General features: G+C 72.7%; 14 protein-coding genes. 12 read left to right on the top strand and 2 right to left on the bottom strand.

Annotated features, from left to right (window positions below; genetic code table 11):
• The first annotated feature begins 20 nt into the window (after positions 1-20).
• The 12 genes from AB0L89_RS30600 to hutH are packed head-to-tail and all read left to right on the top strand — an operon-like array spanning position 21 to position 13494.
• Complete coding sequence (locus AB0L89_RS30600) at positions 21-839, top strand: 3-oxoacyl-[acyl-carrier-protein] synthase III C-terminal domain-containing protein (RefSeq protein ID WP_365147989.1); 819 nt, start codon at positions 21-23, stop codon at positions 837-839.
• 31 nt (positions 840-870) lie between these two features.
• Positions 871-2271, top strand: a complete 1401-nt coding sequence (locus AB0L89_RS30595) for an ATP-grasp domain-containing protein (RefSeq protein WP_365147986.1) — start codon at positions 871-873, stop codon at positions 2269-2271.
• Positions 2261-3574, top strand: coding sequence for a diaminopimelate decarboxylase (gene lysA, locus AB0L89_RS30590; protein WP_365147983.1), 1314 nt, complete (start codon positions 2261-2263; stop codon positions 3572-3574). Before AB0L89_RS30595 ends, lysA begins: the two co-directional genes overlap by 11 nt.
• A 46-nt stretch (positions 3575-3620) precedes the next feature.
• Entirely contained in the window at positions 3621-3905 is a 285-nt protein-coding gene (locus AB0L89_RS30585) for an acyl carrier protein (protein ID WP_365147981.1), read from the top strand.
• Positions 3902-4843 carry a hypothetical protein gene (locus AB0L89_RS30580; RefSeq protein WP_365147978.1) on the top strand — a complete coding sequence of 314 codons (942 nt, stop codon included), beginning with the start codon at positions 3902-3904 and terminating at the stop codon, positions 4841-4843. Before AB0L89_RS30585 ends, AB0L89_RS30580 begins: the two co-directional genes overlap by 4 nt.
• Positions 4833-5471 carry a hypothetical protein gene (locus AB0L89_RS30575; protein WP_365147976.1) on the top strand — a complete coding sequence of 213 codons (639 nt, stop codon included), beginning with the start codon at positions 4833-4835 and terminating at the stop codon, positions 5469-5471. Before AB0L89_RS30580 ends, AB0L89_RS30575 begins: the two co-directional genes overlap by 11 nt.
• Positions 5468-6625, top strand: coding sequence for an acyl-CoA dehydrogenase family protein (locus AB0L89_RS30570; protein ID WP_365147973.1), 1158 nt, complete (start codon positions 5468-5470; stop codon positions 6623-6625). The genes AB0L89_RS30575 and AB0L89_RS30570 overlap by 4 nt, the downstream gene beginning before the upstream one ends.
• Positions 6618-7991, top strand: a complete 1374-nt coding sequence (locus tag AB0L89_RS30565; RefSeq protein ID WP_365147970.1) for an MATE family efflux transporter — start codon at positions 6618-6620, stop codon at positions 7989-7991. Before AB0L89_RS30570 ends, AB0L89_RS30565 begins: the two co-directional genes overlap by 8 nt.
• Entirely contained in the window at positions 7988-8701 is a 714-nt protein-coding gene (locus AB0L89_RS30560; RefSeq protein ID WP_365147964.1) for a 4'-phosphopantetheinyl transferase superfamily protein, read from the top strand. The genes AB0L89_RS30565 and AB0L89_RS30560 overlap by 4 nt, the downstream gene beginning before the upstream one ends.
• Positions 8698-10659: a condensation domain-containing protein gene (locus tag AB0L89_RS30555; protein ID WP_365147961.1), complete on the top strand. Its 1962-nt coding sequence runs from the start codon at positions 8698-8700 to the stop codon at positions 10657-10659. The genes AB0L89_RS30560 and AB0L89_RS30555 overlap by 4 nt, the downstream gene beginning before the upstream one ends.
• A gap of 2 nt (positions 10660-10661) precedes the next feature.
• A complete protein-coding gene (locus tag AB0L89_RS30550; protein WP_365147958.1) occupies positions 10662-11897 on the top strand; it encodes a cytochrome P450 in 1236 nt (411 codons plus the stop codon).
• Positions 11898-11928: 31 nt separating this feature from the next.
• Entirely contained in the window at positions 11929-13494 is a 1566-nt protein-coding gene (hutH, locus tag AB0L89_RS30545) for a histidine ammonia-lyase (protein ID WP_365147955.1), read from the top strand.
• 36 nt (positions 13495-13530) lie between these two features.
• Here hutH and AB0L89_RS30540 read toward each other — a convergent pair whose 3' ends face one another.
• Positions 13531-14364 (bottom strand): alpha/beta hydrolase, encoded by an 834-nt coding sequence (locus tag AB0L89_RS30540; RefSeq protein ID WP_365147952.1) that lies wholly within the window; start codon positions 14362-14364, stop codon positions 13531-13533.
• A 122-nt stretch (positions 14365-14486) separates the two neighbouring features.
• Positions 14487-15683 (bottom strand): ROK family transcriptional regulator, encoded by a 1197-nt coding sequence (locus AB0L89_RS30535; protein WP_365147949.1) that lies wholly within the window; start codon positions 15681-15683, stop codon positions 14487-14489.
• Between the last annotated feature and the right edge of the window lie 148 nt (positions 15684-15831).

Here is a 15831-nt window from a genome sequence, read left to right as displayed (position 1 = left end):
TCGGATTCTCGCGGATCCGTGTGTCCGAGGAGGCGGACGCCGCGGGACAACTCCTCGCCGCGGCACGACGCCTGACCGGGCTGAAGGGCGGCGAGCACCGCGTCCGCTACGTCCTCCAGGGCCGCACGATGCCGGTCGACGCCCCGTATCCCGACAGCACCGTGCACGAGGTGCGCGACGCCCTCGGACTGCACGGCGCGCACGCCTTCTGCGTGACACAGCACGCCTGCGCCTCGGGCCTGCTGGCCGTCGGGCTCGCCGGGCGGCTGCTCGCCGACGACGGTGATCCGGAGGCGCTCGCCCTGGTCCTGACGGGCGAGAAGGTGTTCACGCGAGGCGCCCGCGTGATCCCCGACACCGGAGTGATGGGGGAGTGCGCGGCGGCCGTCCTGGTCGGACCGCGTGGTCCCGGCGACCGCCTGCTGGGCTACGCGACACAGACCTGCGGCGCCTTCGAGGGCGGTATGTCCATGGGGCCGAAGGAGGCCGAGGCGTTCCAGGAGGCCTACCCGAAGGTGCTGGCCGATGTGATCCGTGCCGCCCTGGACCGTGCCGGTCTCGGCATCGGGGACATCGATCTCCTCCTGCCGCACAACGTCAATCGGATGTCCTGGATGCCCGTCCTGAAGGAGCTGGGAATCCGGGGCGCCGGCCGGGTCTTCACCGAGAACATCGCGGAGATCGGACATTGCTTCGGCGCGGATCCCTTCCTCAATCACGTGACCGCCCGTGAAAGCGGCCGACTGATTCCCGGGAACCGGTATGTGATGACAGCCGTCGGTCTTGGCGCGACGTTCTCCGCCATGGTGTTCCAGCACGGAATCCAACACGGAAGGTGAGTCGAGGAAAGTGAGTCCTGGGAAGGGTGCCGTGGACACGGCTGTTGCGCGGAGCTGGTCCACTCGAATACGTTCCGTGCTCGCCGGCGGACCGGATACGCCCATGGTCCTGCTCGGCAATTTCGAGGTCGAGAACGCATGGGCCGAGGGCGAGGCCGGGCTGCCCCGCGTGGCGGTGAGCGCGACCCGCGAGATCGCCAACCGGATGGACGAGTTCTGTCTGCTCCTCGCGGGCCCCGACGACCACGTGCTCCTCAAGGCCGCGCCCGACGACGACCACGTGGCGCACCTCGAAGGGCTGGGTTTCGCGCTGCCACGGGTGCTGACGCCCACGGTCCAGGATCCGCACCGGACGGTGACGGAGGACGTCCTCGCCGATCCCGCACTCCTCAATGCCCTCGGGGCGCTCGCGGGCGGCCCGGTTCTGTGGCCGCACGGCGTGTCCCGGCGCGAGGAACTGCTCGCCGAGCGCGCCGGACTGCGGCTCGCCGGGCCGTCCGCGGAGATCTGCAAGGCGGTCAACGGCAAGGTCTACAGCCGAGAGCTCGCCGCGGAACTCGGGCTGCGCCTGCCGCGGGGCTGGACCTGCCGGACGGTGGGCGAGCTGCAGGGCGCCGCCGCGGAGGCCGGCCGCCTCCTCGACCTGGGCGGCACGGTCGTCGTGAAGGACTCCTTCGGGGTGTCGGGCAAGGGCCTGCTCGTCGTCTCCGAACGGTCCGCCCTGGAACGCGTCGTACGGAAGATCGCCCGCCGCGCGGAGCGGACGGGCGACGACAAAGTGAGCCTGGTCATCGAGAGCTGGGTGGCCAAGAAGACCGACCTGAACTACCAGTTCACCATCGACCGGGCCGGCCGCTGCACGTTCGACTTCGTCCGGGAGGCCGTCACCGACGGAGGCGTCCACAAGGGCCATCGCATGCCCGCCCGTCTCGACGCGGCCCAGCACGCCGTGCTCGTGCGGGCGGCGCGGGCGATCGCCGGACGGCTCCACGCCGACGGGTACGTCGGCACGGTCGGCGTCGACGCGATGGTGGACCCGGACGACGGCCTCTACCCCATCGTGGAGATCAACGCCCGCAACAACATGTCGACCTATCAGGAGCGGATCCGCGAACGGCTCATCCCCGACGGCAGGGTCGCGCTCGCCACCCAATACCCCCTCACCCTCCGCGACCGCCTGCCGTTCGCCCGCGTCGCCGACCTCCTTGAGGACACCCTCATGACGCCCGGCTCCCGCGAGGGCCTCCTCGTCAACAACTACGCCACCGTCAACGCGGCCGCACACCGGCTCCTGGCCGAAGGGCGAACGACCTTCGACGGCCGCCTGTACGGAGTCGTCGTGGCCGACAGCGACGACCGACTCACCGCCCTCGACCGGCAGATCGCCGCCCGCCTCAGGGCCCTCACGGAGGAGAACCGTCATGGCCACTGACTCGTCGAGCGCCACCGAACTCCACATCCAGGGGCTGCCCCTGACAGACCTGGCAGCCGAGTTCGGCACCCCGCTGTACGTCTACGACGCGGACGTGATCACCCGCCAGTACCAGGACCTCCGCGAGCTGCTGCACCCCCGCCTGGAGATCTTCTACTCGCTGAAGGCCAACCCCAACGTCGCGATCTGCGCGCTGCTCGGCTCCCTGGGAGCACGCGCCGAGGTCTCCTCGCTGGCCGAACTGGCCACGGCGCGACGGGCCGGCATCACCCCGGACGACATCGTCTTCCCCGGTCCGGGCAAGAGCCCCGACGAGCTCGTCGCCTGTCTGGACGCGGGGATCTCGGCGATCGTCTGCGAGTCCCTCGACGAGCTGGCGCTCGTCGACCGCCTCGCCCGCGAACGGGGCGTCACGGCACGGGTGGCGCTCCGCGTCAATCCGAACTTCTCCGTCAAGGGCGCCAAGCTCGTGATGAGCGGCACCAGCAGGCAGTTCGGCATCGACCAGGAGACGCTGCTCGCCCAGCGGGACCTGGCCTCCCGCTTCCCCTCGGTGCGCCTGGTCGGCTTCCACATCTACATGGGCACGCGGGTCCTGGAGGAACGCGTCGTGGCCGAGCACACGGAGCGGATCCTGGAAGCGGCCGAGCAGCTCGCCGACGCCCTCGACATCCCTCTCGAACTGGTCGACATCGGGGGCGGGTTGGGCGTGCCGTACTTCGAGGGCGAGCGCTCGCTGGACCCGGCCGTCCTGACCGCCCTCCTCAATCCCCTGGTCGAGAAGTTCGCAGCCGACCACCCCCGGACGCGGCTCGTCATGGAACTGGGCCGCTATCTCACGGCCCCCGCGGGCATCTACGTCACGCGGGTGCGCTACCTCAAGGAGTCCCGGGGCGAGCGGTTCGCCGTCGTCGACGGCGGAACCCACCACCACATGGCCGCGGTCGGCATCGGCTCCTTCGTCAAGCGGAACTTCCCCATGCGCCTGCTGAACCGCACGGCCACCGAGGAGGACCAGACCTGGAACATCGCGGGGCCGCTGTGCACGCCCAACGACACCCTGGGCAAGAAGGTGTCCCTGCCGCCGCTCAGGTCCGGTGACCTCGTCGGCGTACTCCAGTCGGGCGCGTACGGACCGAGCGCCTCGCCCGTCCTCTTCCTCAGCCACGGCCACCCCGCCGAGGTCCTCGTCCACGAAGGACGGGCCCTGCTCGTGCGGGAGCGCGACGGTCTCGACGACCTGCTCGGCAAGCAACGCATCCACGACTTCCCCGGCACCGGCAGCCGAGCACGCGCGCGCTGACGGCACATCCCAGACCGCATGACGACCAAGGAAAGAGAAGACCACCATGAACGCGCCCGCCCAACCGTCCCCCCTGCTGCCCCGCGTCACCGCGACCACGATCACCGCCCTCGCCACGATGCGGGACCGGGACCCCGACTCGATCACCGAGAACACCCGGCTCTTCGACGACCTCGGCTTCGACTCCACGAGCATCCTCGAACTGCTCATGGCGCTGGAGGACGAGCTGGACTTCGAGTTCGACCCCGAGACGCTGGAGCCGGACGACTTCGAGACCGTCGGGTCGCTCGCGGCCTACGCGGCCAGGCAGCTCGAGGACCCCGAGCAGTGACGTACACCGCCGTCCCTCCGTCGGCCTCCGCGGCCGGCACGCGGACACCGGTCCCGCTGCGCCTCGCGGCCGTGCACCGGCGCGGGTTCGACCCCGCCGAGGCGGTCGACGGCCCCCTCACGGCGGGGGACCGGGAGTTCTACGCGGACCTCGTGACCGCGGGCGGACTCCCGGTGGACGAGGAGGCCTTCACCGGAGGGCGGACGACGTACGCGGCGATGGTCTCGGCGATGCTCCCGGAACTCGCGCCCCGCGACGACTTCGACCTCGTGCTGCTGGCCCACGCGACGCCGGACGCGACACCGGGCTGGCCCCTCAGCCGCCTGGAGCGGTCCGCGACCCGCACCGGGCTGGCCTTCGCGGTCTCCGACCAGGGCGCCACCTCGCCCTTCGGCGCGCTGCGCATGGCGGTGAACGGCATCGCCGTCCAGGACGCGGGCCGCGCGCTGGTCCTGATCGCCGAACAGCGCGCCGTGTACCACCGGGGTCCGATTCCCGAGGACCTGCGGGCCCGGCACGACACGGCCGTCGCCCTGGTCCTCGACACCTCGGGCGAACTCGGCGCCCTGGACTGTCACCAGCACGCCGGCGTCGCGCCCGCCGACGTGCCCGGCCGACTCGCCGCGCAGGCGCCACCGGCCGGGGAAGGCACCGACCGGCCCGTGCTCATCGCGGGAGCGGGGCTGACCCGGCACTGGGGTGCCGCCCCCGACGGCTTCGAGGTGCACACCGTCCCTGACGGCATGCCCGCGGCCGGGATCTGGTGGGCGCTCGCCGGACGACTGGCCGACCCGCGCCGGGCGGGCCGCACCGTCGTCCTCGCCGACTACGACGCGCGGCACGGATACCTCGGGTGGTGCCGACTGGACGTCGCGGCGGACGCCGCCCCGGCGCGCGCCGGGGCGGACCGGCAAGGAATGAGGACTCATGTCGGGTGAGAGCGAAGAAGTGGGCACGGCCCCCGATCGCCTCGCGTTCCACCAGAGGCTCGGCGAGAGGGCGCGGACGTCCGCACCGGGAGCGGCCGTCGAGGAGCTGTACCGTGCCGTCCCCGACGGCCTGGCGCTCCAGGGCCCCGCGGGTCACGCGGTCGTGCCGACGGGACGACTGCCCGGCGCGGCGGACCTGCTCGCGGCGCCGCTGAAGGGCCACGGCCTGTCCATCGTCCGCCCGGGCGCCGACACGGCGTGGACCGAGCGGACCGACGCCGTCGTCTGGCTGCGTCTGGGACTGTCCCGCGCGCTGCTCGACGCCTGCCTCGCCCATCTCGAACAGCGCACCGTCCAGGGCGCGCCCCTGCTCCACCAGCAGTTGGTCGGCGGGGCGTTGGCCGACGCGGTCACCGAGCAGACGGAGGCCGAGAGCGTCCTGCTCGTCCCCGGCCAGGAACCGGCCGTGCTCGGCGACCTGCACCGCCAGATCACCGCCGTCGACCGGAAGCTGCTGCGCCTGCTGGGCGCGTTCGGCTTCACCGTCGACGGCCCCGGCCGCACGGCCCTGCTCTCCGAGCTGATCGCCGACGTGTACGCCGGTCACCACCCCGCGGAACCAGAGGCCGTCCAGTGATCGAACTCGACCAGCACCATCGACTGCTCCAGGAGCAGGCCCGTGAATGGTGGGCCCAGGTGCGCCCCCACGCGCTCGACGTGGACCGCGACCCGACGCTGCCCACCCGGCTGCTGCACCTGCCCGGTCTCGACGTGCTCGCCACCGCCCAGATACCGCCCGAGTACAACCCGGATCCACTGACCGTCTCCGGCCGGTGCTTCCACTTGATGACCGCCCTGGAACGCGTCGTGTACTACGAGGAGGCCGCCTGGGGCGACCTCGCCACGGCCCTGGCCGCCCCCGGCGCGCCGATGGCGGGGGTGCTGGTGGACACCCTGGGCGACCAGGCACAGAAGGAGTGGTTCTACGGACAGCTTCTCGCCGAGCCGACGTGGACGTTCTTCGCGCTGACGGAGCCGGACCACGGCTCGGACGCCGCCGCCATGACCACCTCGCTCACCCGTGTCGGCGAGGACGGTCCGTGGCGGCTCGACGGCGCCAAGAAGTATGTGGGCAACGCGGTACGCGGTCGGCTCGGGGTCGTGTTCGCGCGGACGGGGCAGGGGCCGCTCGGCGTCAACGCCGTGCTCGTCGAGGCGGGTCGGCCCGGCCTCCACGCGCGCCCCGTCGACACGCTCGGCCTGCGGGGCGCCCAACTCGGCGCCCTGACCATGGAGTCGGTGGACATCGCCCCGGAGCGCATGCTCGGAAGGCACCTCTCGCCCACCCGGCGCGGCATGGCGGGCTGGCTGCGCACCTTCAACCTGCTGCGGCCCGTCGTGGCGAGCATGGGCGTCGGCCTGGCCCGGGCCGCACTCGAATACGTACGGACCCATCGCGGCAGCCCGACACACGCCGAACGGCACCGGCTGGACGCCCTGGAACGCCGCGTCGAGGGCGTGCGCCGCCTGACCCGACGGGCCGCGGCGGCGGTCGACGCGGACATCACGGCGGGCCGGTTGGCGTGCATGGCCAAGCTCCGCGCCGCCCGGCTGGCCGAGGACGTGACCCTGGAAGCCCTGGAGTTCTTCGGCCCCGGCGCCCGCCTCGACCACCCGCTGCTGGAGAAGCTCGCGCGGGACGCGCGCGGCATCGAGTACATGGAAGGCACCGAGAACATCCAGCGCATGAGCGTCTTCAAGGACCTTCGCCGGAGTGGTCGCCATGGCTGACGACCCCACGTCCGCTCCCGAGCCCGTCGCCGTGCAGTCGCCGCCGGCCAGGCGCTCGCTGCAGATCGGCCGCCTCGCCGTCCCCATGGTGCTGGGCGAGATCGTCGGCTATCTGACCATGCTGGTCCTGGTGGCGATGGTCGGACGCATGGGCAGCAACGCCCTGTACGTGCGCTCGCTCTTCCTGCCCCTCGGCATGGTGTTCAGCGCCATCAACGCGGCGCTGGCCGTCAGCACCCAGGTCGCCTGCTCCATGAGCAAGGGGAAGAACGCCCCCGAGGACGTCTTCCCGCTCACCGTGAGCATGACGAAGGTCTGGGTGGTCGTCGGCACCACCCTGACGCTGCTGCTCTCCTTCGGCGCGCCCGCCTTCGCCTCGTTCTTCGACGTGTCCGACGCCGCGTACGACGAGTTCATCTGGTTCCTGCGGTGGATGTCCGTGGTCAGCCTGCTGGGCTTCGGGCCCGCCCTGTGCGCGTCCGCCCTGCGCGGGTTCGGGTTCGCCCGGCAAGGGCTCGTCCTCACCCTGGTGAGCTCCTTCGTCGAGATCGGGCTCGTGGCGTGGCTGGGCTTCGGCACGGGACTCGGGATGCACAGCCTGCCGATCGCCGCCGCCTTCTGCGCCGTGGCCGGCACGGCCGCGGGACTGTGGCTGCTGCGCCGCGCCGGACTGTGGCGGCGCGGACAGCGCGCCCCGTGGCAGCCCGCGACGCTCGGCCACGTGAGGTCCGTCGGCCTGCCGGTGGGCGCGACCCTCGGCATCATCTCGCTCTACAGCCTGGCGCTGGTCTGGGTGCTCGGGCCCTTCGGCGAGGCGACCGTGGCGGGCTTCTCCACCGCCTCCTCCGTGCAGAGCCTGATCATCATGCCGGCGCTCGTCCTCGGCTCGGCCACGGCGATCGTCGTCAATCAACAGCGCGGCGCGGGCTCGTACACGAGCCTGGTGCCGACCTACCGCAGCGGCATCCTGCTGTCCTTCGCGGTCTTCGCCGTCATCGCCGTCGTGACCTTCCTCGGGCGTGACCAGATCGCCCAGGTGATGACCGGCGACGCCGACGCGGCCGCGTCGGCCGCCCGGTACCTGGGCATCGTGGGCCTCACCTACGCCGTCGAGGGCCCCGTCCTGGTGGCCCTGACCCTGCTGGAGCACGTCGGCGGCGGCGGTCGCGCCGTGGTCCTGAACGTCGTCTACTTCGGCGGGAACGTCGTGGTCGGCCGCTGGGCGGTCGCCGTCGCCGACAGCCCCGACGGGCTCTACTGGACCGTGGCCGTCTCCAACCTGGTCAGCGCGGTGGCCCTGGTCGCGGCAGCCGCCTACATGCGCAAACTGGCCGCCGACGCCAAGGCGTCCGGGGCGAGCGGATGACGGGGACGGACAGCGACCGCGTCGACGTCTGGCACCTCGACCTGGACGCCGCCATGAAGAGGGCCGCCGTCCCCCTCCGTTCGGCCCTGAGCGAGCGGGAGAGGGACCGGGCCGCCCGCATGAGCGACCCCGTGGCGCGCGCCAGGTTCGTCGCCGCACGCGGCGCGACCCGTCTCATCGTCGGCCGGTGCCTGGACCGCCCGCCCGCGGGGCTCACCTGGCGCACCGGCCGCTGGGGCAGACCGCGCGTCACCGGCCACGAGGACACCCTGCGCTTCAGCCTGTCCCACTGCGCGGGCCGTGCCGTGGTGGCCGTGACAGGACCGCGGGACGTCGGAGTGGACCTGGAGCGGTCACGGGAGAGCCGGGACGTCGTGGCGCTGAGCCGCCGCTACTTCCCGGCCGACGAGAGCGCACTGGTGGCCCGGGCCGCCGAGGACGACCGGCCCGAGGTGTTCCTGACCCTGTGGACCCGCAAGGAGGCGTGCACGAAAGCAGCCGGAACGAGCCTGCTGCGGCACGGCCTGCGGCTGTCCGTCACCGCGACACCGGACGCCGACGGTGCCGTCCTCGCCCACGACCCGAGCCGACAGCTGCCCGGCAGCTGGACGGTGCACGACGTCCCTGCCCCGCCCGGACACGGCGCGGCGGTCGCCCTGGACGGCGACGCGCCCGTACACCTGACGATTCGACCATGGGAGCCGCAGTGAGCGAGACCCGATGGGCCCCCATGCTCTGGGGCCAGGAGCACTACTGGTTCCTGTACTTCGACGTACCGGCCTACGGCGCCGACCGGGACTGCGTGAAGATCACCCGCACCTGGCGCCTGGCGGCGAACCTTCCGGACGACACCGTCCTCGCGGCGCTCGGCACCCTGGTCCGCCGGTACGAGTCGCTGCGGACCAACTTCCTCCACGACGAGAAGGGAACCCCCGTCCAGGCCGTGCGACCGCCCTGGGAGGTCACCTTCACGGTGCGCACCGAAGGCGACGCGTCGGACATCCCCGCCGTCACGGAGCGCCTCGCCGCCACCGCCTTCGACCCGGCGCGGGACCGACCCGTCAGGTTCGCCCTGATCAGCGAACCGGGCCGGGGCGCCTGGGTGGTGGCGACGGCCATCCACAGCGCCATCGACGGGCAGAGCTGGATGGTCCTGGAACGCGCTTTCCACGCCCTGCTGGCGGCGGACGACCAGCCGTTCCCGGCGGCGCGGCAGCCGCGGGAGCAGGCCGAACTCGACCACTCCGCGGGGAAGGCCCGCTACCGCGAGCGCATGCGCGCGTACTGGCGCGACTGCTACCGGACGATCCCGCAGGGCATGTTCCCCGACTATCGGCCCGCTCCCGTGGGGCACTTCGACGGCCGCACCCCGCCGAGTCCGTACGAGCGGGTGACCCTGAGCTCCCGGCAGCTCGCGCTCGCCGCCGAACACGTCGCCGCCCGGCGCAGGATCGCTCCCGGCGTCGTGTACCTGGCGGCCTTCGGCACCGCCCTCTCGGCGCTGTCCGGCAACGAGCGCTGCGTGGTCTCCATGGACACGGCCAACAGAGCCGACCCGGCGCTCTCCGCCTCCGTGGGCTGCTTCTTCCAGCCCGCGCTCGTCGTCTTCGACACGGCTGCCGACGACACCTCGCAGGCTCTGCTGACCAAGGTGTTCCGCGCCGTCGTGGCGGCCCAGCGGTACGCGCGCTACTCGTCGCTGGAGATGACCGAGGAGCGTGCCCGCGCCGGACACGAGCGCGGCATGAACCTGCGGATCGGCGTCACGTACAACTACTTCGCCCGGACGCGGCCGGAGCACGATGCCGAGGACGCGCACCCGGGCGACGCGGGCGACATCACGGAGGACTTCGTCGTCGAGAAGGCGCCCATCGACTGGCAGGACAACAGTGCAGACCTCTACCTCGCGGCGGAGACGGGCGACGACGGGGTGGTCCTGTCGATGCACGGTCACACCTCGGTGACCGACGCCGACCGCATCGCGCGGGCCCTGCGCGCCATGGGCGCGCTGATCGCCGGCTGGGCCGACGGCACGGTGCCGATGGACGCGTCGGTCCGCTCGGCGCGGGACCGACTCGGCTTCCCCCGGCGCGCGTTCGGTCCGGACTGGGTCCTGGTGGACCACTCCTGGGTGGACACACGGGCGTGCGCCGCGCGCCTCGCCGCGCTGACAGGGGTGACGGCGGCCGCGGTCTTCGCCGACAGGAGCGCCGACGGCGAGGACCGGCTCGTCGCCTACGCGGCCGGGCCCGTCACCCCTGCCGAACTCCGCGCCCGGATGGCCACCGGCCAGGTCGACCAGCCCTCCCTGGTCCTGCCCCACCGGTACGTGGTGTGTGCGCAGGCACCGGACCAGGAGAGCCGGGAAGCCTGGGCGAAGGCCCCGGTGGTGGCCGAGGGCGACGGGCTCCCGCGGTCCCCGGTGCCGCCGCGCTCCGCGCGGGAGCGGGCCCTGGCCGCGGCCGTGGGTGCCTGCGTCCCCGGCCACCCGGCCGACATGGCCACTCCCTACCTGCCGGCGGGCGGCAGGACGGCCCTCGCACCCCAGGTGACCGAACACCTGCACGCGGCCGGCTTCACCGGGATCGTCCCGGCCGACCTGCTGGGACCGCTGCCCCTGGGCGCGGTCGCCGCGAAGCTCACCCCGACCGCCACCGCCAGGAAGTGACGATGGACAGCACCGACGTGAACACGGCCCGCCCCACCGCCTCCGACGACGGCCCCGACCTCCCCGGCCTGCCCCTGACCCGGACCTGCCCCTACCACCCTCCCCAGGAGTACGAGGAGCTGCGCGCACGCGGCCCGGTGACGAGGATCAGGCTCTACGACGGGCGCGAGATCTGGGCGGTGACCGGCCACGCGGCCACGCGCTCCCTGCTGCTGGACGAACGGCTCACGGTCGACCGGGACAAGGCCGCCTTCCCCAGACTGGCGCGGCTGCTGGTGCTGGGACGCCCGGACCGCCACCCGGCCATGCGGGCGCTCCTGCGCACCGACCCTCCGCTCCACACCGAGCAGCGCAGGGCCCTGCGGCCGGGGCTCGCGCTCAAGCGGACCCAGAACTGGCGGCCCGCGATCGAATCGGCCGCCGACGCGGGTCTCGACACGCTGGCCACCACGGCGCGCGGCGAGCCCGCCGAGCTGCTGGGCACCTACATCCGGCCGCTGGTCACCGCGGGCATGCACGAAATGCTCGGCATCCCGGAGCAGGACCGCGCACACTTCCACGAGCTGCTGCACCGGAACTTCGATCCCGTGCCCCACCTCGTGGAGTACCTCTCGGCGCTCTGCGCGGCCAAGCAGGGCCTCCTCGCCGACGGCGTGCGGGGGACCGGGCTGCTCGACGACCTGGCCCGCCAGGTGAGTGAGGGAACGCTGACGGCCGAGGAGTTCGCGCACTACGGCACGGTCCTCATCGTCGCCGGGCAGGACGTCACCGTCGCGACCATCGGCCTGTCCGTCCTGACCCTGCTCGAACACCCCGACGAACTCGCGCGCGTGCGCGACGACGCGGCGCACTGGCCCGAAGCGGTCGAAGAGCTGCTGCGGTTCCTCTCCCTGACCGGAGGCCTGGTGCGGGTCGCCACGGCGGACATCGAGACGTCGGGTGTCGTCATCGAGGCCGGGGACGGGGTCGTCCTGCTCAACCCCGCGGCCAACCGCGACCCGGACGTCTTTCCCCGGCCCCACGAACTCGACCTGCTGCGGAGCACGCGCAACCACCTGTCCTTCGGCTTCGGCGCCCACCAGTGCATCGGCCAGAACCTCGCACGCCTGATCGTCGAAGTCGCGCTGCGGGGCCTCTTCGGCCGCTTCCCGGCACTGCGGCTCGCCGTGCCCCTGGACGAGGTGCCGGTCCGCCAGGGCCTGGTGTTCGGCCTCAACGCCCTGCCCGTCCAATGGTGAACCACCCGTACGCATCCGGGGGAGCGAGCACATGACAGCAGTGACGACAGCCGCGGCCACACGGACGGTCATGGTGGGAAGCGGGCCCCTGGCCGCCGCCGACGTCGTGTCCGTCGCGCGCGAGGACGCCCGGGTCGCCCTCGCGCCCGACGCCGTCAAGGAGATCGCGCGCGGCCGCGAGGTGATCGAACGTCTCGCCGACGACAGCGCACCCCACTACGGGATCTCGACCGGATTCGGGGCCCTGGCGGGCCGACGCATCCCGCCCGGAGCCCGCGTGCTCCTCCAGCGCGGCCTGGTCCGCTCGCACGCCGCGGGATCAGGGCCCGAGGTGGAACGCGAAGTGGTGCGCGCCCTGCTGGTGCTGCGCCTCTCGACCCTGGCCACGGGGCACACGGGAGTGCGGACACGGACCGCGCGCGTCTACGCCGACCTGCTCAACGCGGGTATCACCCCCGTCGTCCACGAATACGGATCACTGGGCTGCTCCGGCGACCTCGCCCCGCTCGCGCACTGTGCCCTCGCCGCGATGGGCGAGGGCACGGTCCGCGACGCGCAGGGCACCCTGATGCCCGCGGCACAGGCGCTGGAGGCGGCCGGAATCACCGCGCTCGACCTCGCGGAGAAGGAGGGCCTCAGCCTCATCAACGGCACCGACGGCATGCTCGGCATGCTGGTGCTGGCCCTGGCGGACCTGCGCCTGCTGCTGCGCACCGCCGACATCACCGCGCTGAGCGTCGAGGCCCAGCTCGGGACGGACGCCGCCTTCGCGGCCGACCTCCAGGCGCTGCGCCCCCACCCGGGGCAGTCCGAGAGCGCCGCCAACCTGCGTGCGCTGCTGGCCGGTTCGCAGATCATCGGCGAACACCGGCGCGAAGAGTGCGGCTGTGTGCAGGACGCGTACTCGCTGCGCTGCGCCCCTCAGGTGCACGGCGCCGCGCGCGACACGCTGGCCCACGCCGAGGGCGTCGCCTCCCGGGAGCTGGCGAGCGCCGTCGACAACCCCGTCGTGACCCTCGACGGACGCCTGGCGAGCAACGGCAACTTCCACGGCGCCCCCGTGGCCTGCGTCCTGGACTTCCTGGCCATCTCCGTCGCCGACGTGGCCTCGATGGCCGAGCGCCGCACCGACCGCACCCTCGACCCGGCCCGCAGCCACGGCCTGCCCGCGTTCCTCGCGGCCGACCCCGGTGTCGACTCGGGCCACATGATCGCCCAGTACACACAGGCGGCCGTGGTCTCGGAACTGAAGCGCCTGGCCGCCCCCGCCTCGGTCGACTCCATCCCCTCCAGCGCGATGCAGGAGGACCACGTCTCCATGGGCTGGTCGGCCGCCCGCAAACTCCGCCGTGCCCTCGACGGCCTCGCCCGCGTCCTCGCGATGGAACTGCACACGTCCGCCCGCGCCCTGGACCTGCGCGCTCCTCTTCGCCCTTCACCTGGCACGGCCGCGGTACGCGACGGTCTGCGCGAGACGGTGCCGGGACCGGGGCCCGACCGGTATCTCGCCCCGGAGATCGAGGCGACCTTGGAGTACGTGGTCTCGGGCCGGGCGCTCGCGGCGGCGCAGTCGGCGGTGGGGCGCGCCCTGGCGTGATCCACCGCCGACCGGCCCGCGCGTACGGAGTCCGGTTCAGACGAAGCGGCGCAGGAACTGCAGCGAGGCGTCGGCGACCTCCTGCCACCTGCTGTCCAGGGTCAGCGCGTGGTCCCGCCCGTGCATCTCCAGGATCTCCGTGACGCACCGGTTGGACTTCTGCCGCTTGTACGCGCCGCTGGCGAGCGCCCAGGGCACCGCGTTGTCCCGGCCGCCGGAGATGATCAGCAGCGGACCGCGCTGCGGATTGCGGTAGTCGGCCTTCGCCTCCGTGCGGGGGTTGAAGTTGGCGAGGACCGCCTGCATGGGCGGGGCGCACGGCGCGGGCACCGCGTACCGGTCGTAGATCGACTTGGCCTCCTCCTCGCTGACGGCATTGGCGTAGGCGTAGCGGAACTGGTCGTAGGTCAGGGGCTTGGCGCGCTTCCGGTTGGCGGGGTTGGCGATCATCGGGATCAGCGAGCGGACCGTCGACAGGGGGAAGGCGACGACACCGCGGAACGGCGCCGGATTGATGGCCACCGAGGCGGCGGACAGGCCGCGGCCCGCGAGGATCTGCGTGAGCATCCCGCCGACGGAGTGCCCGATCACGACGGGCTTGTGCTCCAGCTTGCCGATGAGGACGGCCAGATGGTCGGTCACCTGTCCGATGGTCTTGCCCGCGAGGGCCTCGGGGCGCTGCCTGGCCTCGGCCACCGTGGCCGGTTCGTCCGGCCAGGTGAGCGCGACCGGCGCGTATCCCGCGGCCTCGAAGTAGGGGAGCCAGTGGTCCCAGCTGTTCGTCAGCATCCACAGGCCGTGCACGAAGACCGCCGGCGTGCGACCGGAGGCGTTGGCCCGTTCGATCTGTTCTGTGTCGGTAGCGGACATACCCAGACGCTACGGTCGCGGGTGCGCGCCCGTAAGGGCGAGCCGACGGTCTGGCCGATACTGCCGCGTGCCCTTCCGGATCGTGCGGTGCCCGCGGTGCGCGGACCGTGCCGCGCCGTCGCTCAGCGCGCCGCGCCCGCGAGCACCCGGTCCACCTGGCGGGGCGACAGCGCGTGCTCGACGGCGAGGATCCCGGCGCCGACCGCCGCCGCGTTCTCGCCGGTGCGGCTCGGCTCGATCCGCAGCACGTGCGTGGCCAGCGGGTGCGAGCGTCGGTACACCGCCTCCCGTACGCCCGCGAGGAGTTGGTCGTGCACGGCGGCGAGCGCGCCGCCCACCACGACCGTGTCCGGATTGAAGAAGTTCACCAGGCCGGCGAGCACCTCGCCGACCGCCCGGCCCGCCTCGCGGACCATGCGCACCGCGTCGCGGTTGCCGGACTTGACCAGGCGTACGACATCGCTGCCCGAGGACGCCTCCAGGCCGAGGTCCGCCAGCCTGCGGGCCAGCGCCGCGCCGCCCGCGACGGCCTCCAGACAGCCGGAGTTGCCGCACCGGCAGGGATCCTCCAGGTCGCCGACGCGGATGTGTCCGATGTCGCCCGCGCTGCCCTGAGCCCCCCGGTGCAGCCTGCCGTCGGCGACGATCCCGCAGCCGATGCCGGTGCCGACCTTGATGTAGAGCAGATAGCGGGTGTCGGGGAAGGCACGGCGCTGTTCGGCCAGCGCCATCACGTTCACGTCGTTGTCGACGAGGGCGCGGGCGCCGAAGCGGTCGGCGAAGAACTCGGGGATGGGGTACTGGTGCCAGCCCGGCATGATCGGGGGATCCACCGGGCGGCCCGTGGAGAACTCGACGGGCCCCGGCACCCCGACCCCGATCGCCTGGAGCGCGTCCACGCCGTGCCCGCTCTCGTCGAGCAGCGCGTGCAGCGTGCGCTCCACATGGCCGAGAACGGTCTGCGGGCCGTCCGCGATGGACAGCGGATCCTCGCGCAGCGCCAGCGTCTCGCCGCCGATGTCCATCAGCGCGACCCGGCAGTGCGAGGCGCCCAGGTCGACGCCCGCCACCGCGTGTTCGCGGGTGCGCAGCCGGAGCGTGCGGGGCGGCCGGCCGCCGGTGGAGTTCCCGTCGGCCTCCTCGGTCAGGAATCCGTGGGCGATCAGGGCGTCGACGCGCTGCGACACCGTCGACCGGGCGAGCCCGGTCAGCCGGGCGATGTCCGCGCGCGTCCGGGCCGCCCCGGTGCGCAGCAGGGCGAGCACCTCGCCGGGCGAGGAGGGCACAGCCGCGGGGTCGTGATCCGGCGCTCCAGACATGCAGCCACCCTAGGGACGACTTTCGCTGCTCACAAGGCCGATGCTGTTCGATCGTCGACCTAAGTCGACGTCAAGTCCGTTGTAAACAAACGTGCTTGGGCTCTTGACAGGTCAAAGCCCGCTCATCACATTGCTCTGCAGACCGCTG

Source organism: Streptomyces sp. NPDC052114 (genome assembly GCF_040680155.1).
Lineage (GTDB): Bacteria > Actinomycetota > Actinomycetes > Streptomycetales > Streptomycetaceae > Streptomyces.
Note: the sequence above shows the minus strand (reverse complement) of the source record. Positions and strands in the feature narration are given on the sequence as shown.

Bases quoted from the DNA above. Each gene is read 5' to 3' on its own strand.
- AB0L89_RS30560 (WP_365147964.1), top strand. From the start codon at position 7,988: ATGACGGGGACGGACAGCGACCGCGTCGACGTCTGGCACCTCGACCTG.
- hutH (WP_365147955.1), top strand. From the start codon at position 11,929: ATGACAGCAGTGACGACAGCCGCGGCCACACGGACGGTCATGGTGGGA.
- AB0L89_RS30575 (WP_365147976.1), top strand. From the start codon at position 4,833: ATGTCGGGTGAGAGCGAAGAAGTGGGCACGGCCCCCGATCGCCTCGCG.
- AB0L89_RS30540 (WP_365147952.1), bottom strand. From the start codon at position 14,364: ATGTCCGCTACCGACACAGAACAGATCGAACGGGCCAACGCCTCCGGT.
- AB0L89_RS30565 (WP_365147970.1), top strand. From the start codon at position 6,618: ATGGCTGACGACCCCACGTCCGCTCCCGAGCCCGTCGCCGTGCAGTCG.
- AB0L89_RS30550 (WP_365147958.1), top strand. From the start codon at position 10,662: ATGGACAGCACCGACGTGAACACGGCCCGCCCCACCGCCTCCGACGAC.
- lysA (WP_365147983.1), top strand. From the start codon at position 2,261: ATGGCCACTGACTCGTCGAGCGCCACCGAACTCCACATCCAGGGGCTG.
- AB0L89_RS30535 (WP_365147949.1), bottom strand. From the start codon at position 15,683: ATGTCTGGAGCGCCGGATCACGACCCCGCGGCTGTGCCCTCCTCGCCC.
- AB0L89_RS30585 (WP_365147981.1), top strand. From the start codon at position 3,621: ATGAACGCGCCCGCCCAACCGTCCCCCCTGCTGCCCCGCGTCACCGCG.